Source organism: Marinobacter halotolerans (assembly GCF_008795985.1).
GTDB lineage: Bacteria > Pseudomonadota > Gammaproteobacteria > Pseudomonadales > Oleiphilaceae > Marinobacter > Marinobacter halotolerans.
The window spans coordinates 1192121-1212673 of sequence record NZ_VMHP01000002.1; the positions used below are offsets into that span (position 1 = coordinate 1192121).

Annotated in this window: 20 protein-coding genes; 5 read left to right on the forward strand and 15 right to left on the reverse strand. The window is 57.1% G+C overall.

Annotation, left to right across the window (positions count from 1 at the left end; genetic code table 11):
• Window positions 1-2 precede the first annotated feature (2 nt).
• The 6 genes from FPL19_RS15830 to FPL19_RS15855 all read right to left on the reverse strand — a co-directional run bounded on the left by FPL19_RS15830 (window position 3) and on the right by FPL19_RS15855 (window position 5726).
• The gene (locus tag FPL19_RS15830; protein ID WP_150913906.1) at window positions 3-620 is read right to left on the reverse strand and encodes a TPM domain-containing protein; all 618 of its coding nucleotides are present in this window, start codon (window positions 618-620) and stop codon (window positions 3-5) included.
• 60 nt (window positions 621-680) lie between these two features.
• Complete coding sequence (locus FPL19_RS15835) at window positions 681-1445, reverse strand: TPM domain-containing protein (RefSeq protein ID WP_150913908.1); 765 nt, start codon at window positions 1443-1445, stop codon at window positions 681-683.
• Window positions 1445-2005, reverse strand: coding sequence for a LemA family protein (locus FPL19_RS15840; protein WP_404802834.1), 561 nt, complete (start codon window positions 2003-2005; stop codon window positions 1445-1447). The genes FPL19_RS15835 and FPL19_RS15840 overlap by 1 nt, the downstream gene beginning before the upstream one ends.
• A gap of 199 nt (window positions 2006-2204) precedes the next feature.
• On the reverse strand, window positions 2205-3014 hold the full coding sequence (locus FPL19_RS15845) for a substrate-binding periplasmic protein (RefSeq protein WP_150913912.1): 810 nt from the start codon (window positions 3012-3014) through the stop codon (window positions 2205-2207).
• A 213-nt stretch (window positions 3015-3227) separates the two neighbouring features.
• On the reverse strand, window positions 3228-4685 hold the full coding sequence (locus tag FPL19_RS15850; RefSeq protein ID WP_150913914.1) for an ice-binding family protein: 1458 nt from the start codon (window positions 4683-4685) through the stop codon (window positions 3228-3230).
• Window positions 4686-4964: 279 nt separating this feature from the next.
• The gene (locus tag FPL19_RS15855; protein WP_150913916.1) at window positions 4965-5726 is read right to left on the reverse strand and encodes an SDR family oxidoreductase; all 762 of its coding nucleotides are present in this window, start codon (window positions 5724-5726) and stop codon (window positions 4965-4967) included.
• 198 nt (window positions 5727-5924) lie between these two features.
• Between FPL19_RS15855 and FPL19_RS15860 the strand changes: the two genes are divergently transcribed.
• Window positions 5925-6944 (forward strand): class I fructose-bisphosphate aldolase, encoded by a 1020-nt coding sequence (locus FPL19_RS15860; RefSeq protein WP_150913918.1) that lies wholly within the window; start codon window positions 5925-5927, stop codon window positions 6942-6944.
• Window positions 6945-6967: 23 nt separating this feature from the next.
• Here the strand turns inward: FPL19_RS15860 and FPL19_RS15865 are convergent, their stop codons facing one another.
• The 7 genes from FPL19_RS15865 to FPL19_RS15895 all read right to left on the reverse strand — a co-directional run bounded on the left by FPL19_RS15865 (window position 6968) and on the right by FPL19_RS15895 (window position 13133).
• Window positions 6968-7957, reverse strand: a complete 990-nt coding sequence (locus FPL19_RS15865) for an MBL fold metallo-hydrolase (protein ID WP_318527394.1) — start codon at window positions 7955-7957, stop codon at window positions 6968-6970.
• 96 nt (window positions 7958-8053) lie between these two features.
• Window positions 8054-9019 (reverse strand): tRNA dihydrouridine synthase, encoded by a 966-nt coding sequence (locus FPL19_RS15870; protein ID WP_150913920.1) that lies wholly within the window; start codon window positions 9017-9019, stop codon window positions 8054-8056.
• Between the two features lie 48 nt (window positions 9020-9067).
• Window positions 9068-9289 (reverse strand): DUF2835 domain-containing protein, encoded by a 222-nt coding sequence (locus tag FPL19_RS15875; protein WP_150913922.1) that lies wholly within the window; start codon window positions 9287-9289, stop codon window positions 9068-9070.
• A gap of 88 nt (window positions 9290-9377) precedes the next feature.
• Window positions 9378-11270 carry a molecular chaperone HtpG gene (gene htpG, locus FPL19_RS15880; RefSeq protein ID WP_150913924.1) on the reverse strand — a complete coding sequence of 631 codons (1893 nt, stop codon included), beginning with the start codon at window positions 11268-11270 and terminating at the stop codon, window positions 9378-9380.
• A gap of 220 nt (window positions 11271-11490) precedes the next feature.
• Window positions 11491-11925, reverse strand: coding sequence for a PaaI family thioesterase (locus tag FPL19_RS15885; RefSeq protein ID WP_150913925.1), 435 nt, complete (start codon window positions 11923-11925; stop codon window positions 11491-11493).
• Window positions 11912-12391 (reverse strand): PaaI family thioesterase, encoded by a 480-nt coding sequence (locus FPL19_RS15890; protein ID WP_150913927.1) that lies wholly within the window; start codon window positions 12389-12391, stop codon window positions 11912-11914. The genes FPL19_RS15885 and FPL19_RS15890 overlap by 14 nt, the downstream gene beginning before the upstream one ends.
• Before the next feature lies 1 nt (window position 12392).
• Window positions 12393-13133, reverse strand: coding sequence for a DUF599 domain-containing protein (locus tag FPL19_RS15895; protein WP_150913929.1), 741 nt, complete (start codon window positions 13131-13133; stop codon window positions 12393-12395).
• Window positions 13134-13306: 173 nt separating this feature from the next.
• Between FPL19_RS15895 and FPL19_RS15900 the strand changes: the two genes are divergently transcribed.
• The 4 genes from FPL19_RS15900 to FPL19_RS15915 all read left to right on the forward strand — a co-directional run bounded on the left by FPL19_RS15900 (window position 13307) and on the right by FPL19_RS15915 (window position 17262).
• Complete coding sequence (locus tag FPL19_RS15900; protein ID WP_191965306.1) at window positions 13307-14584, forward strand: M48 family metalloprotease; 1278 nt, start codon at window positions 13307-13309, stop codon at window positions 14582-14584.
• A gap of 73 nt (window positions 14585-14657) precedes the next feature.
• Window positions 14658-15206, forward strand: coding sequence for a hypothetical protein (locus tag FPL19_RS15905; RefSeq protein ID WP_150913933.1), 549 nt, complete (start codon window positions 14658-14660; stop codon window positions 15204-15206).
• Window positions 15203-16390 carry an iron-containing alcohol dehydrogenase gene (locus tag FPL19_RS15910; protein WP_150913935.1) on the forward strand — a complete coding sequence of 396 codons (1188 nt, stop codon included), beginning with the start codon at window positions 15203-15205 and terminating at the stop codon, window positions 16388-16390. Before FPL19_RS15905 ends, FPL19_RS15910 begins: the two co-directional genes overlap by 4 nt.
• A gap of 155 nt (window positions 16391-16545) precedes the next feature.
• A complete protein-coding gene (locus FPL19_RS15915; protein WP_225314456.1) occupies window positions 16546-17262 on the forward strand; it encodes a substrate-binding periplasmic protein in 717 nt (238 codons plus the stop codon).
• A 28-nt stretch (window positions 17263-17290) separates the two neighbouring features.
• Here the strand turns inward: FPL19_RS15915 and FPL19_RS15920 are convergent, their stop codons facing one another.
• Window positions 17291-19777, reverse strand: coding sequence for an ABC transporter permease (locus tag FPL19_RS15920; protein ID WP_150913940.1), 2487 nt, complete (start codon window positions 19775-19777; stop codon window positions 17291-17293).
• Window positions 19777-20487 carry an ABC transporter ATP-binding protein gene (locus FPL19_RS15925; protein ID WP_150914290.1) on the reverse strand — a complete coding sequence of 237 codons (711 nt, stop codon included), beginning with the start codon at window positions 20485-20487 and terminating at the stop codon, window positions 19777-19779. The genes FPL19_RS15920 and FPL19_RS15925 overlap by 1 nt, the downstream gene beginning before the upstream one ends.
• Window positions 20488-20553: the final 66 nt, after the last annotated feature.

Genomic DNA, 20553 nt, shown 5'->3' on the forward strand with positions numbered 1-20553 from the left:
CGTTACGGCAGTATGACCAGATGGTTGGGAAGCTCGTTGCGTTCGTGTGTCGCGGGCAAATGATCTTTCAGAAGTTTGCCGCAGGCTTCAATACACTCCAGGAATCCCTCACGGGTTTTGCCCTGCTTAACCCTGGCGGTAAAGTCCGCCACTATTTCTTCCCACATCCTGTTATCCAGAACGTCGGCAATGCCCTGATCCACCAGAATCTCGACGTAGCGTTCGGCTTCCGACACAAAGATCAGCATGCCCGTTGAGCCTTTGGTGTGGTGCAGGTTCTGCTCCAGGAACTGCCGCCGTGCCAGGTTGGATGCCCGCCAGTATCGTACCTGACGGGGGATCAGACGGGTGTTTATGCCGTCCAGTCTGAACAGCAGGCTGAGCAGGATGAACACGCCCCACTGCACCAGCATCAACAGATCCGCCCCGAACCAACCACCAAAGTAATTGGCAAAGCCCGGCACCAGAAGGGCCAGAATGCCGGCCCAGAGCAGGGGGATATAGCTGTAGTTATCGGACTGGGCCGTAAGCACGGTTACCAGTTCTGCATCGGTCTCCCGCTCCACGTCACTGATGGCGGCGGTAACGGCTTCCTGTTCATTTTTACTTAATAACGTCATGATTTTGTCTTTCTCATTGTCAAATGTGGGATCCAGCATGCGCTATGACGGGTACAGGGCCTACCAGCCACCGGACGCACCACCGCCCCCGAAGCCGCCTCCGCCGCCGCCAAATCCGCCACCGCCGAAGCCACCGCCACCGCGGCCACCACCCATCATGCCGCCGAGTAATGCTGCGCCAACCAGGGCGGCGCCCCCGCGTCCGCCACGGCCACCGCGACTGCCAATAAAGAAAACCACCGACATCATGATGATGAAGAAAAGAGCTACCAGTCCAGCATTCGGCTTTTCATGGGTCGGGCGGGTTTGCTGGCCCTGAGGAACCGCCAGGGGCTTGCCCCCAAGAACCTGGATCATGGCGGCAGCGCCATTAACGATACCGGCCTCAAAGTTCCCCTGGCGAAAAGCAGGGGTGATAATGCTGTTTATGATGACAGAGGATTCGGCATCGGTGAGTCGGCCTTCAAGGCCATAGCCTACTTCGATGCGCACTTTCCGCTCTTCCCTGGCAACGATGAGAAGCGCGCCGTTGTCTTTGTCTTTCTGGCCGATACCCCACTCCCGGCCCAGCTGATAACCGTAGTCTTCAATCGGAAATCCCTGAAGATCTGGGAGTGTGACAACCACAACCTGTTCGGTACTGGCCTGTTCGTGGGCCTGCAGCATCTGGGTCAGGCGACTTTCGACCTCGGGGGACAGCATTTCTGCGCGGTCGACTACCCTACCCGTCAGTTCGGGGAAATCTGGCGTTGACTGGGCAGAGACCGTCGCCGGGAGCAACAAGAGCAGCGTCAGCATCAGGCCTTTGCGGTTCAAGGAAATCATCAGAATTCCACCGCAGGCGCTTCTTCTGCATTCGGGGTTGTCGCTTCAAAGTTGGCCCGGGGCTCAAGATCGCTATACAGAATGCTGTGCCAGATCTTTCCGGGGAAGGTACGCAGTTCGGTGTTGTAGCGCTCTACCGCCTGAATAAAATCACGACGCGCAACGGCAATTCGGTTTTCCGTGCCTTCAAGCTGCGCCTGCAGAGCCAGGAAATTCTGGTTCGACTTCAGGTCCGGATAACGTTCAGAAACGGCCATCAGGCGGCTCAGAGCGCTGCTTAGCTCACCCTGTACCTGCTGGAACTGCTGTAATTTCTCCGGATTATTGAGAATACTTTCATCCACCTGGATCGAGGTCGCCTTGGAACGCGCCTCAATCACCGCCGTTAAGGTTTCCTGTTCCTGGGCGGCAAAGCCCTTGACGGTTTCCACAAGGTTGGGAATCAGGTCGGCTCGGCGCTGATACTGGTTTTCCACCTGAGCCCAGGCGGCGGAGACTCTCTCATCGTAGGTGGGGATGTTGTTGATACCGCAGCCGCTAAGTAGCAGAACCAGCGCCATCAGTGACGGCAACTGCCAGAGAGTTCGAATTTGAGAAGGTTTCTGAAGGGTTTGCATAGAGCTCTTTCCGTGAGGTGGTTGCATGGACAGGTGATGTGGGCAGTAAAAAGACACTAGCCTCTGTTGACGCCATAGTTTGGGGCAAGGCGACTGTTTTCAATGGTCGGTCGATCTGCCAACCCAAGGAGGCGGTTGAAGCTCAGGGGGTTTCCGGCAATTCCGGAACGTTCAATTGATAACTTCCCAGAATGGTATCGAAGGTATCGCTCGCTTTAACGGACTGAAGCGCTTTATCGAAGGTTTCCACATAAGCCGGGTCAACACTGCGACGGGAGAACGCCACATAGGTGTCGGACGTGGAAACCACCAGCGGCAGGCCGGACTCCTTCTCTGTAACAATAGAGATTTCATCCTCAAGCCCCAGCTTTTTGATGTAGTACAGGGTTGGCAGCAGGTCCCCGACAAACACATCGATTCTATCAGCTCCCAGTAGGCGGAGGTTGCGGGGTATGGTCTGGTTGACTTCCACCGCGTGAAACGGCCGATCCTTCAGCATCTGATCAAAGCGCTCTCCGTAGTAGTAGCCCAGTTGAATGCCCACACGCAATTGAGCAGCTTCGTCCAGTGTTCTGGTCAGCGCCTTGGGCCCGCGGGAAAAGAAAACAAAGGTCTCATCAATTAGCACCGTTTCGCCGTACATGCCCCAGGATTTGCGTTCTTCCGTGACCCCTGCGTTGAACGCTGCATCTGCGTTGCCTTCAGACACTTCCCTGATGACTCGCTTCCAGGGGTCAATCCGGAATTCCACCTCATGCCCGGTGCGGCGCGCGGCTTCACGAATAACCTGCACCAGAACCCCGGTTACACTGCCGTCTTCATGGGTATAGGCCAGTGGAGGATTTTCCAGGGTCAACATCAATAGTGGTTCGGCCACACCCTGACCAGTGTTGGCAGAAGACTGAGCTTCGCCAAAAGCCGGAATACAGTAGAACAACGTAGTAAGTGCCATTGGAAACGCCTTGGCAATCCAACGACTGCAAAACGTCTTATTCGTGCGGTCAACAAACACTGATAGATGTCTCCTGCTTATGTACTGAAAATAGGCACTTCAGCTTACCACTAATCCCAATATATCTGCATTAGACAACTTTTTCATGCGGATCAACGCAAAAAAGGACCCCGAAGGGTCCTTGATGGTTTCACCGTATCCACGCCCAGGACTTTATTCCGGCTGGGTCACGGTGTTCCCCTGCAGTGTGACGGCTGTCTGGGACAACAGCCTACCGTTAACCGTCGCGCCAGTTTTGACTGATACGGCTTTTTCGGCAAGGACGACACCGTTGAATGTTGCACCGGTATCAATCACTACACCAGTGCCGCCACCGACCTGCCAGAAGACGTTTTTCGCCAAGGCACCGCCCGTTAACGACACCTGGGTATTACTGGCCTGAAGCACGTCACCCGCTACCTGGAAAATCCAGACATCATTTGCGCCACCCGAAAGCGTCACATCCGTGTTGATCAGTACGTTTGTACCCCATTTGTACAGGCCGGGGACCAGCGTCTTGCCGCTGACATCGCCAGCGTGCAGCTCAGTGTAGTCGGGTGTTGTTCTGCCAGAAGCATCAGCATAGGCCGTGCCCATATCCAGAACTGCATTGGCAACCAGCGTGTTGTCAGGCGCTGCTCCGGCAAAGCAGGTTACGTCGCCACTGCCGCTATACGCCGCATCAGAGCCGTATATAGTGCCGGTGATTTCCGTGCAGGATACATTGTCCATCGCAGCCGCAGTGATAGGGCTGGAACCAATATCGCCGGTAATGGCAGAGACAGGCACGTTGGTAATACCGGTCTTTGTCAGTATGACAAAATCTCCAGCCGTTCTGAGATTAACGGGTTCAGGGCCTTGCGCCACAGCATCACCAGTGGTGAATGTCCACACCTCGTCTGCTGCCAGTGCCACCGCCGCAAGATCCGTCACATCAGTGTTAAGTGTGGCTGTATAAAGCGTACTCGTGGCCAGGTTGTTCTCTGGGGTGAATACTGCAGTGGAGCCAGTCAGTTCCACGGTGCCGATAACCGGACTGCTGCCATCCGTGATCGAGAACGTCGAGCTGTTGATCGACGCAGCGTTCATCGCTTCACTGAAGTCAGCGCTAATATTACGGTTGATAGCGACATCGGTGGCGGTATCCTCAGGATCGGTTGAAATAACAACCGGAGGAGTGCTGTCTACGCTGACACCTGTGGTAAAGCTCCACTCGTAGTTGCCCGCCAAAGATTTGCCACCCGCAGACTCAACCGCCGTCGTGATTACCGCGGTGTAGGCGGTGCTGTCTGAAAAGCCGCCGCCGGCAGTCTTAAAAGTGCCCGTATTGGTATCGGCATCAAGACTGACGCTGCCCGTCATCGGTAGACCGCCAGTGACACCCACCGTAAAGCTGGAGGAATCCAGCGTTGCCGCGCTGATTGCCTCACTGAACGTAGCAGTGACGAGCGTGTTGGTGGCTACACCGACCGCTTCAGCAGCCGGACCGGTAGCCATCACCGTCAGAGCGGCCGTTGTCCCCGGGCCGTTGTTGTTGCCATTGTTGCTGTCGTTACACGCGACCAGTGATACAGAAATGAGTGCGATTGAGAAGGCCATGATCGACCGGGAGTATTTTGAAAAAATACCCATAATTAAACCTGCTATTTGAAACCAGCCGTACACTGAGCGTGCAAAAACCGGTTGATGGAATTGAGCAACACGTACTCATTCTCGGAAGCCTAGTGCTTGGACGAGATACTCTTCGGAGGCACAGAGGTTTATCTGAATGCGCTTAGGTTTGCGCTTTTGGAGAGACCGTGTAAGCACACGGCTAACGACTGTTATACACCCTATTCTGCCTAAAAACAGTTTTATAAATATTTGTTTTAAAAAGCGGCTTGGCCTGGCAAACACAAGCCGCGTTTCAGATCACACGGACGTAGCACCGCCATCCAGCGGTAAGGCCACGCCCGTGGTGAATGCTGCTTCGTCAGAACAAAGGTAAAGCACCGCCCCAGCGATTTCCTCCGGCTTGCCCAGGCGCCCTACCGGGTGCATGGCAGCGGCATATTCAGCCTTGCGAGGGTCGCTTTCTGCCGCCCGGCGGAACATGTCGGTATCGATCACCGCTGGGCAGACGGCATTAACCCGGATGCCTTTTTTCGCGTATTCAACCGCAGCGGACTTTGTCAGGCCAATGACCGCGTGCTTGCTGGCGCTATAGATGCTCATTTTCGGGGCCGCGCCCAGGCCGGCAATTGATGCAGTGTTTACGATGGCGCCTTCGTCCCGGGCCAGCATGACCGGAATCTGGTGTTTCATGCATCGCCAGACGCCCTTCACATTCACGTCCATGATGCGATCGAACTCCGATTCGTTGCCTTCTGCAAGTTTGCTGTGTTCGATTTCAATGCCTGCATTGTTGAAGGCAAAATCCAGCCGGCCGTAGTCGTTGACGGCCAGGGCTACCATTGCCTCGACATCAGCGTCTTTGGTGACATCGCACCGGATGAACTGTGCTTTGCCCCCGAGCTCAACGATCTGCCCGGCGACGGCTTCACCTGCTTTTTCATCAATATCCGCAACGATAACGGTTGCGCCCTGCTCCGCGAACGCCAGGGCTGTCGATTTTCCGATACCCGCGGCAGCGCCGGTAACTATGGCGACCCGGTTTTCAAATTTTTGACCCATCAGGAAATTCCTCAAGAGGATGATTGACTGTTTTCGCTAGATTAAAAGGTTCTCTCTTGCTCTGGAAATGGATCTTACTGATGAAGCCGCATAAGAATGATTGATGGTACTGACTGAGCCCCTCACTGATCGGCGTTTTTATTGGTAGACTTTGGTAAATAGCACTCAGACTGAAACAAATCGCAGGAGGAGCACGGCATGACGGTTCAGGAAGAATTGCAGGCAACCATTCGGGATCTGGTTCAACCCGGCAAAGGCGTTCTTGCAGCGGATGAAAGCCATCCGACCATTGCCAAGCGGTTCAAGGCGGTTGGTGTGGAATCAACGGAAGCCTTGCGACAGGAATACCGCAGCATCATCTTTTCGGCCCCGGGTTTGAATGAGCACATAAGTGGCGTAATCCTGTTCGAGGAAACGTTAGAGCAGCAGAGCCTGGACGGCATTCCCATGCCGGACCTGCTGTCCCGCCAGGGCATTGTGCCAGGCATCAAGGTGGACAAGGGCAAAGGCCCCCTGGCCCATGCCCCGGGGGAAGAGATCACCGCAGGGCTGGACGGATTGGAACCCCGGCTTGCTGCGGCTAAGGAACTCGGGGCGCGGTTTGCCAAGTGGCGGTGTGTATTCCATATTTCCGACACCCTGCCCTCTGATATGGCTATCCGTGCCAACGCAGAAACCCTGGCCCGCTACGCGGCTATCTGCCAGGCGCTGGGCATTGTGCCCATTGTCGAGCCGGAAGTTCTGATTGACGGCGACCACTCGATTGAGCGGGCGGCGGAAGTTGGCGAGCAGGTCATCCGTGGCGTCTTCGACACCCTGATTCTGCATCGGGTCAACCTGGAAACCATGATTCTGAAGCCAAGCATGATTACCCCGGGCAAAGACTCCGCCAAGGCGGCGCCGGAGCGCGTAGCGGAGATGACGATTCGCACTTATCGTCGCTGCGTGCCGGCCGCAGTGCCGGGCATCTTCTTCCTGTCGGGGGGCCAGACGCCGGAAGAAGCCACGCAGAACCTCAATGCCATGAACATGCACGCTGACCTGCCCTGGACCATGACCTTCTCCTACGGTCGCGCTTTGCAAGAACCTGCCCAGCACGCCTGGAAGGGAGATATTGCCAACCGCGATTCGGCCCATAAGGCTATGGCCAAGCGCGCAAGGCTCAACGGCTCTGCCGCGCTTGGAAGTTATCTGCCGGAGATGGAAAAAGAAGGCTGAGCGTAGCGCTCAGCCCAGGCTCATCAGCAGCCGGCGGTGCAGCTACCGTCGCCGCCAAAGGCCATGGTCTTGCCACTCAGCGGTACGTGAACCGGCATGTCGGCATGCTCGATAAACTCAGCGGTTCTTGTGCCGTCTATTACCTTACCGTTCTCGGTGGCCGCTTCGTTTGCATGTGAGGCGATCACCGAGGCAGGTTTCACCAGGTCATTCACGACGTAAGCGGCCTGAGACGGACCAGTGGTGTAGGTGTCGCCAATATTCATCACCACCAGGTTAGCCTTGTAGTGCCCGCCAACCACTACCTGCTGCTCGGCAGTAATACCGGTATCGCCGGACAGATAAGCAACCAGGCCATTGGAGAAAGTCACCACGTAACCTGTGGGCGGCCCTACGCTGGCACCTACGCCGGCTGCAGCCAGGTACTCTGCCAAAGGCCCGGTCAGGAATCCGGGTGCCACGCCGTTACTGTGCACGGCTGGAACCGTGGTGAACGACACCCCGCCAATCGTTTTATCGGCGCCGAAACGCACCAGAGCGGATTTGGAAGGGTCGCCACCACCGTTCTTCAGTTTGGCGGCAAAAAACGCCGGCATTTCGCTACCGGTGAGAATGGTCGAATTCTTTTTCAGGGCGATATCCACGGTGTTTGACTGGGGCAGCGTCACCATGGGGGTATCGGGGCTGCCGCAGGTTCCGGCGTTGGTTTTGGTAATCCGACGGTCACCGACATGGTCCCCGTGCATGTGGGAAACCAGCACCACGTCGATCTTGCCCAGGCGTGGGTCGTCAGGACCGGCCACGGTTCGCCCGGCATCGTAAAGAATACGGGTGCCGTTGGGGTCTTCAAATACCAGGGCCCGGTCACGGCTGCAGAATTCACCATCGTGGCTGCCCAGGGGCGTTATCTTTACCTCATGATCGTCCGCTGACGCAGACATGACAGTCCCCAACGACAGAATCATCCCCGTAAGAATCGACGTCAGGCCGATGTTCGGTTTCAGGTGGTTCATGATGCCTCCTTTGCTTGGTTTTTATTTCTTCTGGCACGCTATTAAGTACGGACCAGCTCGGAAATAAACGCAACTCAGGAGGCAGATTCTTTTAGATCAGGCGGCACGAATACCGGGGACCGGCTGATTGAGGCAAGCGAGCATCGGGGCAACGTCGCGAATTTTCCGGGCGTTGGGCCAGAGTATTGCGGCTTCGGCGTAACCGCCGCGCAGGTAGTTCAGCCACTGTTTGATCCGACCGGTGACAAAACGGTCTTCCAGGCGGGTCTGGAGCGCGGCGGCGTAGTCCTCAATTAGAGTCACGACTTCGGACCAGACAAGATCGGGGACCACTTCGCCCCGCTGGCTGGCCCGGATCTGGCGGGCCAGGTCCGGGCGGGCGATGAGGCCCCGCCCGATCATCACATCGTCACAGCCGGAAACTTCCCGGCAGCGCCAGTAGTCCGCCACCGTCCAGATCTCTCCATTAGCGATAACGTGAGTCTTGACCCCTTCCCTGACGCGGGCGACCTCTTCCCAATAGGCCGGCGGTTTGTAGCCGTCGACTTTGCTGCGGGCGTGAACGACGACCTCTGAGGCACCGGCGGCTTCCAGCGCCTGCGCACAAGCCAGGCCCATGGAGCGGTCATCGTATCCAAGACGCATCTTGGCGGTCACGGCAATGTCTGACGGCACGGCCTGGCGTACGGCAGCGGTAATGCCGTGCATCAGTTCGGGTTCACGCATCAACACACAACCGCCCTTGTGTTTGTTGACGGTTTTTGCCGGGCAACCGAAGTTGATGTCAACCTGTCGCGCACCCAATTCCGCGGCGCGAGCGCCGTGAAGAGCCATTTGCCCCGGGTCTGAGCCCAGCAACTGAACGGCTACGGGAACGCCAACACGGGTCTGGCACCGGTTGTCCAGCTCCGGTGCGAACTTGTAGAAGATGCGGGGGGGCAACATGCCATGAGTGACGCGAATGAATTCGGTCACGCAGCGGTCGATACCGCCCACGCCAGTCAGCGTTTCGCGGATGGGCGCGTCAACCAGACCTTCCATGGGGGCAAGGATAATTCGCATCGGGCATGTCCAACAGGTGATCAGAATTCAGGCAGGGCGCCATTGTAATCAGGCCAGGCGCTCAACGCTAACAAATTTGCCGGCGTCGTCGAACAGAATGCGGAAGCTGCCCTTGATGCCATTTTGCAGGTAAAAGCGGGAGAGAATACGAGCCGGGAAACGGACAGAGCGCCCGTCCCGGGCCGTGGTGTGAACATCAGTGGCGGAACCCTGGTAGAGCTTGATCCATTCGTCAGGGCTGATGGTGATGTCCACGATTATTTGCTGCATCGGATTTCCGTGAGGTTGTCGGACTACGTTTTGCTAATCCGACCTACAATCTCCCGTAGGTCGGATTAGGCGAAGCCGTAATCCGACATCAGTTAGCCAGTTCAAGCAACAGCCGGTTCAGGCGACTGACATAGGCACCCGGGTCCGGCAGCTGCTCACCGCTGGCCAGGGTGGCCTGGTCCAGCAGTACCGCTGACAGTTCGCTGAACCGTTCTTCGCCCTGCTCTTTCTCAAGGCGCTGAACCAGCGGGTGGTCCACGTTGATTTCAAAGATCGGCTTGCTGTCCGGAACTTTCTGGCCGGCCGCTTCCATGATCTTCTTCATCTGCGCACCCATGTCGAAATCGCCAACCACCAGACAGGCCGGTGAATCGGTCAGGCGGTTGGTGACCCTTACCTCCTGCACACGGTCATCCAATGCTTTCTTGATGCGCTCGAGAAGCTCTTTATGCTCCTCGGCGGCTTCTTCCTTGTGCTTCTTGTCTTCCTCGGTTTCCACATCGCCGAGATCAAGGTCACCACGGGCCACGTCCTGGAATTTTTTGCCGTCATAATCGGTGAGGTAGTTCATCATCCACTCATCGATGCGATCAGTGAGGATGAGCACTTCCACGCCTTTCTTGCGGAATACTTCCAGGTGCGGGCTGCTCTTGGCGGCCATGAAGTTGTCGGCGGTGATGTAGTAAATCTTGTCCTGGCCTTCCTTCATTCGGGCGATGTAGTCGTCCAGTGACACGTTCTGGGCCTGCTCACCGGTGTGGGTGGAAGCAAAGCGCAGCAGCCCGCCAATCTTCTCGCGGTTGCTGAAGTCTTCCGCCGGGCCTTCCTTGATCACAGTGCCAAACTCGTTCCAGAACTGCTGGTACTGTTCCGGCTCTTTCTTGGCCAGCTTCGACAGCATATCCAGAACCCGCTTGGTGACAGCGGTGCGGATGCTTTCCACGGTGCTGTCGTTCTGCAGGATTTCACGGGATACGTTAAGAGACAGATCGTTGGAATCGATCACGCCCTTGGTGAAACGCAGGTACAACGGCAGGAACTGCTCGGCGTCGTCCATGATGAACACACGCTGAACGTAAAGTTTCAGGCCACGAGGCGCTTCACGGTTATACAGGTCAAACGGCGCACGGCCGGGAATATACAGCAGGCTGGTGTAGTCCAGCTTGCCTTCCACCTTGTTGTGGGACCAGGTCAACGGGTCCTCAAAATCGTGGGAGATGTGCTTGTAGAATTCCTTGTACTCTTCATCCTTGATCTCGCTACGGGAGAGGGTCCACAGGGCCGTGGCGTCGTTGACGGTTTCGTCTTTGCCCTTCTCGCCTTCTTCCTCGGACTCGGACTTCATCACCACCGGGAACGAAATGTGGTCAGAGTACTTCTTCACCAGATTGCGCAGACGGAAGCCGTCAGCAAATTCCTTGGCGTCGTCTTTAAGGTGCAGGACGATTTTGGTGCCGCGCTCGTTCAGGTCGACGTTTTCAATGGTGAACTCGCCGTCGCCTTTGGATTCCCAATGCACGCCCTCTGAAACCGGTGCCCCCGCACGACGCGTAAACACTTCAACCGCGTCGGCAACGATGAACGACGAATAAAAGCCCACACCAAACTGACCAATCAGCTTGCTGTCTTTCTTCTCGTCACCGGAGAGTTGCTTGAGGAATTCGGCGGTACCGGAACGGGCGATGGTACCCAGGTTCTGAATCACGTCATCGCGGGTCATTCCGATGCCGTTATCGGAAAGTGTGACGGTGTTTTTCTCGGCGTCATAATCCAGGCGGATTTTCAGATCAGGATCGCTCTCGAAAAGGCTGTCATCCTTTAAAGCTGCAAAGCGAAGCTTGTCTTCCGCATCTGATGCGTTCGAGATCAGCTCGCGGAGAAAGATTTCTTTATTCGAGTACAACGAATGGATCATCAGGTTAAGCAGTTGCTTAACTTCCGTCTGAAAACCTAACGTTTCTTTCTGAGTTTCAACTGTCATAGCGCTCTTCTCTCCCGGTATTACCCAAAGTTCGAGGCAGGGAGCGAAGAGACCGTTCCGAAACCGTGCGGAGCCATGGATGGCGGAGCCCGAGCGTACAGGGACGTATTTACAGCGTGTTTCGGAACGGTCTCTTCGCTCGCTCCTGCACAAAATTTTCAATCTTGGGCAGGATTTGGGGACACCCCCGACGTTTTCAAGCCCCGCGACTGCGGCAAATTCAGTCTTCCAAAAGGAAGTGAGCCCTGGCAGTAGCAATCGGTTGGGAGCGGGATTTTTGCCATGCGGTGATCATCACATTGGCAACCCGATTACCCTGCCGGGTCAACTGGCATTCGGCAAAGGTCTCGCGGTCCAGCCCGGCGCGCAGGTAATCCAGGGAGAAATCCACGATTCTTGGCATGCGCAGAGTCTCCTGGGCCATCATCAGGTAAATAACCGCCGAAAGCTCCATAAAACCACCGATTACCCCGCCGTGAATCGCCGGGAGTATGGGGTTGCCCAGGTTCTGTTTTTTGCGGGGCAAACGAAAGATCAGGTCGTCACCAAAGCGGTCGCATTCCAGGCCAATAAACCGGGCGTAGGGAATGCTTTCCAGCATGCGGGAGAAATCACCGGTTTCCTGGGTGTACTTGAGGATCTCAGGATTCGTCATCTTCGGCTCCTGTGATCAGGTCCCGGTAGGCCTTGGGGGTGGCATCCTTCCCGATGCGCATAAAGGTGCCGACGCAGTTGGCAATGGTTTCGCCCGTGTCCTGATAAGCCTCGCAGCGGGTAAAGATGATGTTTCGGGTGATTTTGTAGGTTTCGGCCCGTGCGAACACCGGTCGATGAGGTTCCGCCGGGCGCATGTAGTCGACCCGCAGGTCCAGCGTGGGGCACAGCTCGAAATCGTTCAGCGCGCACATGATGACCGAGCCGGAGGCCGTGTCCATCAGGGTGGTGATGGCGCCGCCGTGAATCACACCGGTGTCGGGGTTACCCACAATGAAATCGCTGTACGGCAGCCGGAGGATCAGCTCGCCCTCACGGGCAGATTCAACCGCCAGGCCAAGCTCACAGGCCTGGTTCAGTGTTCCGATAAACCGGCGTACCCGGTCCATTCGCAAAGAGTCGTTCATATCAGTCAGAAGCTTTTCCCTTTTCCGTATCGGCTCTGGCCACCGGATCTTCAAATACTTTACCGGCACGCAGGGCCACCAGTGCATCGGAGCGGAATTCGCGGCGGTACAGAATGATGACAATCAACGTCGACGCCCCGATAAACGCCACCGGGTGTATGAACCACGCCACAACGGCCAGCGCATAGTAGTAGGAGCGCAGGCCGAGGTTAAAGGCATCGCCGGCTTGGTTGCATACGGTGGCGGCGCTGCGTGCAAAAGCATCCCGGGCGGCAGGGCTGGTTTTGGTGTCGCCCGCCAGCGGCGCTGCGCCGATCAGCACAGCCAGGAAGTTGTACGTACGCATGGACCAGGTAAATTTGAAAAACGCGTAGATGAAGATAACCATCAACAGGATCATCCGCATTTCAAACACAGGACGCGACGGCAAAGTACCAAATGGCATGGTGCTGAACACTTCCATCACCTGCTGGGTATAGCCCAGGGCGGTAATGATACCGGCCAGAATCAGTAGGCAGCTTGACGCAAAGAAGGCGCCATTGCGTTCCAGGTTACCAACCACGGACGCATCGGATATGCGGTTTTCACGGGACAACATCACTCTCATCCAGTCTGTCCGGTAGAGGTCCAGTGTGTTGGACAGGCAAGGGCGTTTATCCGCTGCGTGTTGGGAGTAGAGACTGTAGCCAAGCCAGCAGATTAAGAACCAGACCAGAGCGGCCAGTTCGAGATAAATACCCATTCAGAGTTTCCAGAGGTCAGTCGTCGGATGTTTTGATGTAGCCGTAAAGGATAACGTATCGGCCTGACAGCCTCCACCAGAGCGCGGTTATTGCGTACATGTCACTGACTGCTGCAGGACTTTGGTATAACCTCTGAAAATAACAGGACGAGACCCAGGAGAGGATTCCAATGATGCCCAGACGCTATAAAACCTTTATCGCCGCAATCGTGTCAGCTTTTGCACTGGCGGGCTGCTCGGTAAACCCGGTCACCGGCGAAAAGCAGTTGTCGCTGATACCTGAAAGCCAGGCGCTGGCCATCGGAGAGGAGCAGTACGAGCCAACGCAACAGACTCAGGGCGGCCGTTTTTATCTGGACCCGGAGCTCAACCTTTACGTAAAGGAGGTAGGCATGAAGCTGGCCCGGGTGAGCGACCAGCCCGACCTGCCCTACGAGTTTGTGGTACTGAACAGCGGCGTACCCAATGCCTGGGCCCTGCCCGGTGGAAAAATCGCAATCAATCGAGGACTGTTGACGGAATTCGACAACGAAGCACAGCTGGCGGCGGTTCTGGGGCACGAAATTGTTCATGCCGCCGCCATGCACGGGCATCAGCGCATGCAGCAAAGCACTCTCATCAGTCTGGGGGTTGCGGGGTTGGGCTACGCCATTTCCGACAATGAATGGTCCAGTCTGATCATGGGCGGCGCTGCGATGGGCGCTCAACTGGCGCTGGCCCAGTATAGCCAGGGCGACGAACTGGAAGCAGACCGCTACGGCATCCGTTACATGAAAGAAGCAGGCTACGATCCCCAGGCCGCCGTTGAGCTGCAAAAGATTTTCGTGCGCCTGTCCGAAGGGAACAATCCCGGTTTTGTGCAAGGGCTATTCGCCACGCACCCGCCGTCAACCAAGCGGGTGCAGGAGAATCAGGAACTGGTCAACAAGATCGGAGCCGGTGGCTATATTGGCCGGGAAACCTACCAGAAAAAACTCTCCTATCTGCGAAGCGTGCAGCCTGCCTATGAAGCCTTTGACCGGGCCCGGGAATTCGCGGGCAATGATCAGCTCGACAAGGCCATGACCGAAATCAACGAAGCCATCCGCATCGAGCCGGAAGAAGCGGCCTTCTACGCCTTCAGAGGCAAGATTTACCGGGCCCGGAAACAGCTTGAACAGGCGGCCGCAGATTTCAACAAGGCCACCTCTCTCTACCCGGAAATGTTTTCGTATCAGCTCAATCAGGGCCTGAACGCTCTGGCACTGAACAACCTTTCGAAGGCCCGGGAGAGCCTGAACCGCGCCAATGAAGTTGTACCGACTTCCATCGCGTTTCTCCGTCTTGGTGACATTGCCGTGAGACAGGGCCGCCGGGAGGATGCTATCAACTATTACAGCACCGCGGCCAACGCCAGCGGCGAGGTTGCCGCCGAGGCGAAAAAGAAACTTGCACAGCTGACAGCAAACTAGCGTCATTAACTACATTGACTTCTAGAGCAAAAACTCTAAAAATTGGAATACCCAATCAACAAGGAGTTTTGCCATGTTCGCAAAACGTATCCAGCCGATGGTATTCCAGGCTCGGCGACTTTATGTGGAACTGATGTTTCAGGTTATGGGTCGCGCCCTCCAGGCGGTCAGCGAATTCGATTCGACCGTACAGGCCGAGGCCCGTTCGCTACCTGAAGGCTTTCTGTTTGAAATGATGGTAATGCCCAACGGCAGCCGAATGATTGTGGAACATACCGGCAACGGTCGCCTCCACTACCACGGCGACAAGGCTCCCCGCCCGATTGACCTGTCCATCCAGTTCAAACACGTCGCCCATGCTTTTCTGGTGCTGTCGTTCCAGGAAAAGACCTCGGTGGCATTTGCCAACGACCGCATGCTGGTGGACGGCGATATCGGCTACGCCGTGCGGATGACCCGGGTTCTGAACCGGCTGGAAGCCTTTATTCTTCCCAAACTGGTGGCCGAACGCGCGGTCAAGGAATATCCGGCGTCCCTGCATCTGCCGGAGAAACTGATCAGCGCTGCCCGCATCTATCTGAAAGTCGCCACCAATTTTGTTGAGACAGCGAGAGCATCATGAGCAACAAGTACTACGAATTTTTCTGCCCGGTCAAAGTCATTGCGGGTAAAGCCGCACTGGAACATATTCCCTATGAACTGACCGGCATGGCCGCAAAGCGCCCCATGATCATTACCGACAAGGGGGTGCGTGCCGCCGGCCTGCTGGAACCGGTGATTGCAGCCTGCGAAGAAAGCGGCCTGGAAATCGTGAGCATTTACGATGACGTGCCTCCGGATTCCTCTACCGATGTGGTCAGGGACATTGCCGGCATATACCGGAGCGAGAAATGCGATTCGCTGATTGCCGTGGGGGGCGGGTCCGCCATCGATACGGCAAAAGCCGTGAATATACTGGTCTCCGAGGGCGGTGATGACATTGCCAAATATAGCGGTGCCGGCGTTATCAAAAGCCCGCTCAAACCCTTCCTGGTGGTACCAACCACTGCCGGCACCGGCTCGGAAGTGACTTCGGTGGCGGTGATCACCGATACCAGAAAGTCCGTGAAACTGCCATTCAGCTCGTCATTTCTGCTGCCAAACGCGGCCGTGATTGACCCGCGGATGACGCTGACCCTGCCGCCCCATGTCACTGCGGCAACGGCCATGGACGCCATGACCCATGCTACGGAAGCTTTTACCTGCATGGCGAAAAACCCGCTGAGTGATGCCTACGCCACTTCTGCCATCAAGAAAATCAGCACCCATCTGCTGGCAGTGATGGACAGCCCTAAGGATGCCGATGGCCGCTTGGAGCTTGCCCAGGCCTCCACTATGGCTGGCATTGCCTTTTCCAACTCAATGGTAGGGCTGGTGCACGCCCTTGGTCACGCCACGGGCGCTATCTGCCACCTGCCCCACGGCCTGTGTATGAGTCTCTACCTGCCCTACGTGCTCGAGTACAACCTGGAATCGATCCGCGAGCCGCTGGGTGAACTCCTGCTGTACCTCGATGGGCCGGAAGTATACGCAGCCACGCCGTCGAACCGCCGCGCCGAAGCAAGCATTGCATCACTGCGCAAACTGCGGGACGAACTGCACAAGCGCTGTAAATTGCCGCGCACCCTTAAAGAAACCGGCAGCGTCACTGAAGACCAGCTGGAACACATTGCCGAAATGGCCCTGGACGACGGCTCTATCATGTTTAACCCCAAAGAAGTTCTGCTGGAGGACGCCAGGGCTGTCCTGAAACGTGCCTGGGCGTGAAAACCGGGCATTGAAACCGGCGGACCAAAGAAGGACAATCCATAGTTGCTGGCAGGGACCCGCCGGATGAGTGAGACACGTTCATCAATCAGAGCCAATCGCCTATGGTTAGTCCCCGACCCAATTCGTGGTTTGTCCTTCTTGTTTTCAGTTTTATGCTTCCCGCCTTTGCCGTTGCGGAGACCGGGGCTACTGACACCAAAGTTCTTCGCTTCAACGTCTCCCCCAACGGCTATCCCCCTTACCTGATCACTGACGGCGAACAGACCTCTGGCATCATGTGGACCGTGCTTGAGGAAATCGCGGGACGCCTCGGTTATCAGTTGGAAGCACAGAAGGTACCGCGCAAGCGGGTAGATCAGATGTTGCTGGAGGGGTTTATTGATGGCACCTCCCGGGCAAAAGAGTGGACCAGCCGCCCGGAAGACTTTGTTTTTACGGACCCGATAGTCACCATTGAAGAAGTGGTGTTTTTCCCTTCCGGCTCACCTCACGATTTCGAAGTCGTTGAAGATCTTTTCTCACTCACGCTGGTCACCCATCTCGGCTACCACTACCCGACGCTGAAACCTCATTTCGAGTCCGGCAGGATTGAGCGATTCGATGTGGCCCGGGATCAGGATCTTTTCGTCTACGTACTGAAAGGTGATGGACTGGATGCCGCTGTTGCCGATCGTCTTGTTGGCCAATGGATTCTGTTTACCAAAGACATGCGGGACCGGTTCCGTGCCAGCGAAGCAACGCTGAGCGAAGTGGGCTTCCGGATCATGCTGCGGCCCGAGTGGCAGTCCTTTGCCACGGCCTTCAACAGGGAATTGGCTTCCATGCGACAGAACGGCGAAATTGAGGCCATTCTGGCGCAGTATCGTTAACGAACGTCTTCGTTAATAGCCCATTGCTCTACTCCAGTCTTCTGAGCAGGAGCATGGGGGAAACACTCAATACCGGTTTGAGCTGCCAGCGACCAAAGAGCGCAAGCACCAACGCACTCACCACGGGTATGGGCAGAATGGCCTGCCAGTGCCAGCGGAACTCCCCTTCAAACATCCTGAACTGCAGAGCCCAGACGGCAGCTTCCGCCGCTGCCACGCCCAGAACTCCCGCAAAGAAGCCCAGGAACGCGAATTCCAGCATAGTGCTACGCACGAGCAGCGACTGGCGCCCGCCCAGGGTTCTGAGCAGCGCGCCCTCTCGCTGACGCTCCTGCATGGTGGCGCTGACCACTGCCGCCATCACCACCAACGCCGCAGCGAGAATAAGCGCAAGAATGGCTTCTATCGCCTGGGTCACCTGGCGGACGATCTCCTGGATGCGTTCAATGATGTTATCGATGGCCAGCACGGACACGGTCGGAAACTTGCGGGAGAACTCGTTGAGCGCACCCTTCTGATCCTTGGGCAGGTAGAAGGCCGTTATCCAGGTTGCAGGCATGTTTTCCAGCCCGCCACCCGGAGGAAACGCCATGTAGAAGTTGGGCTTCATACTGTCCCACTGCACCGTGCGGATGCTGGTCACCGGTTCGGTGACCTTGTCCGAGCCAATGGTGAATGTGAGTTCGTCCCCCACCTGGATGCCGAGTTTACCGGCCAGCTCTGCTTCGATAGACACACCACTGGTCTGTGAGGGCTTGAACCACTGCCCGCTGACAATCTCATTGTCGTTGGGCAGATCTCCCATCCAGGTCAGGTTAAGCTCCCGGTTCAGGGCACCTACCCGCTCCTCCTTGGTGACGGCTTCCCTGACTGGGTTACCGTTAAGCTCGGTAAAGCGTCCCCGTACCATCGGGTAGACCTGTTTCAGAGGCTGGCCGCGCTCGGCCCAGAACTGCTCCACTTCATCCACTGCTTCCGGCGCAATATTGATCAGAAAGTGATTTGGGGTGTCTTCCGGAAGCTGAGCCTGCCAGTCATCCAGCAGGGACGTTCGTACCAGAATCAGTGTGGCCGCCAGCATCAGTGTCATTGCGAATACGGCAATCTGAGACAGGCTCGCGCGGCGGTGCCGGTACAGCCCCACCAGGGCCAGCCGCCAGGCATTTCCGCCACCGCTTATTTTCCGCAGTGTGCTGACCAGAACCCAGCCCAGCAATGCCAGTGTGCCCAGCAACAATGCCAGCCCGCCCAGCAGGGACAGCACAAGGGAGACTTCTCGGGCATAGAGCCAGACCAGCCCGAATATCGCGACAATGGCAATTACCATATCGGGAATGGCTTCCCGCCCGGCTTCGCCCGGCTGGCTTCTCAGCACCCGCATCGCCGGCACGTTTTTCAGGCGGCGAATAGGTGGGTAAGCGAACGCGAAGAGCGAGACCAGCGCCGTCAGCAGCGCCGGTACCAGCGCATTTGGGTCCAGCTGATAGTCGATTTCCTGCTCCAGCACATCCCCCAACACACTGGTGAGCAGCCAGTATAGCGGCAGAGCCACCACCAGCCCGCCAATAGCGCCGGCCAGCCCCCAGAGTCCCAGCCGTCTGACATAAAGCCGGCCGATACCCTGGCTGTTCACGCCCAGGGTTTTGAGCAGCGCCACGGTGTCCCGCTGGGACAGGGCGTATTGCCGACTGGCGACCGCTACTGCCACAGCGGCAAGCATGACCGCCAGGCTTCCCCCCAGTAACAGGAAACGCTCCGCCCGCTCCAGGGATTCGGAGAAGGTCTCACCGTCTCTCACGCCTTCCCACTCATGACTGGCAGTGAGTTTCGGTTCCAGCCAACTGTAATAACCCTCCAGGGCTTCCTGCTCGCCGGCGAACAGGTAAACGTATTCGACCCGGCTTCCCTCCTTGATAACTTCGGTAGACGGCACATCGCTCGCGTGCATCATCACCCGGGGGGCAAGGGCCGACATATTGAAACCGCCATCCGGCTCCCTTACCAACAGCCCGGACACAGTCAGGGACCGGCTGCCCACATCCAGGGAATCGCCGACCTCAAGGTCCAGCAGGCGTAACAGTCGCGGATTGATCCAGACTTCACCAGGCACGGGCCCGTTTGCAACCAGTTGCCTTGGCGCATCGCTGCTTTGCTGGATTTCCAGCTGCCCCCTGAGCGGATAGGCATCACTGACCGCTTTTACCGACACCAGCTGAAAGTCATTGGCGCCGTAGACCATGGTAGAGAACTCCACCATCCTGGCGGTTTCAAGACCGCGTTGCTGGGCCTCGTCGATCCAGGTCTGGGGTACCTCCCGGCCGTTTTCCGCCTCCAGCTGACGATCTGCGGCAAGAAAGGAGCTGGCCGATGTTACCAGTGTGCGTTGCAACTGGCTGGCGAACAGGGCAATGGTGGCAACCGTCGCCACGGCAATGATCAGTGCGGAGAGGACCACGCGCACATCCCGCTCGCGCCAGTCCCGACGCACCGACATGAGTTTCCGGGAAGCCGCCATCAGTTAGCCGCCTCGCTCGCAGCGGCCGCCGATTCAGGGGCGTTGCCCGACGGTTCGGTGAGAATGCCTGCTTCGATAGAGAACTGGCGGGAACAGCGGGCGGCCAGACGCTCGTCATGGGTCACCATCACCAGGGTTGTGCCCTGCTCGCGGTTCAGCGTCATTAGCAGATCCGACACCTCGGCGCCGGTGCGGTTATCAAGGTTGCCAGTGGGCTCATCGGCGAACAGCACGGCCGGCTCCGAAGCAAACGCACGGGCAATCGCCACCCGCTGTTGCTCGCCGCCGGAGAGCTGACGGGGCGTATGAGTCAAACGCTCACCAAGGCCAACCCGTTCCAGCAGCTCTCGAGCCTTGGCTTCCGGCTTGTCAGAGCCGCTGAGCTCCAGCGGCAGCATGACGTTTTCAAGGGCGGTTAGCGCTGGCAACAGCTGAAAGGACTGGAACACAAACCCGACCCGCCGGGATCTGAGCTGCGCCCGCTCGTCTTCGCCCAGCTCGCTGATCACGGCGCCATCCAGCTCAACCCTGCCGGCAGACGGTGTATCAAGCCCGGCCAGAAGGCCCAGCAGAGTGGTTTTGCCCGAACCGGAACGACCGACAATGGCCACGGACTCGCCACGGTTGATTTCAAGGTTGACCCCCTGCAAGATCGTCAACGTATCTGTTTCGAGACTGACCTGATGGGTCAGATCGGTAACTTTCAGCATTGGTCTGGCATTTTCTGGCTGGTGTTCACTCAGGTCGCTCACGGGCTCTCCAACGAAATGACTCAT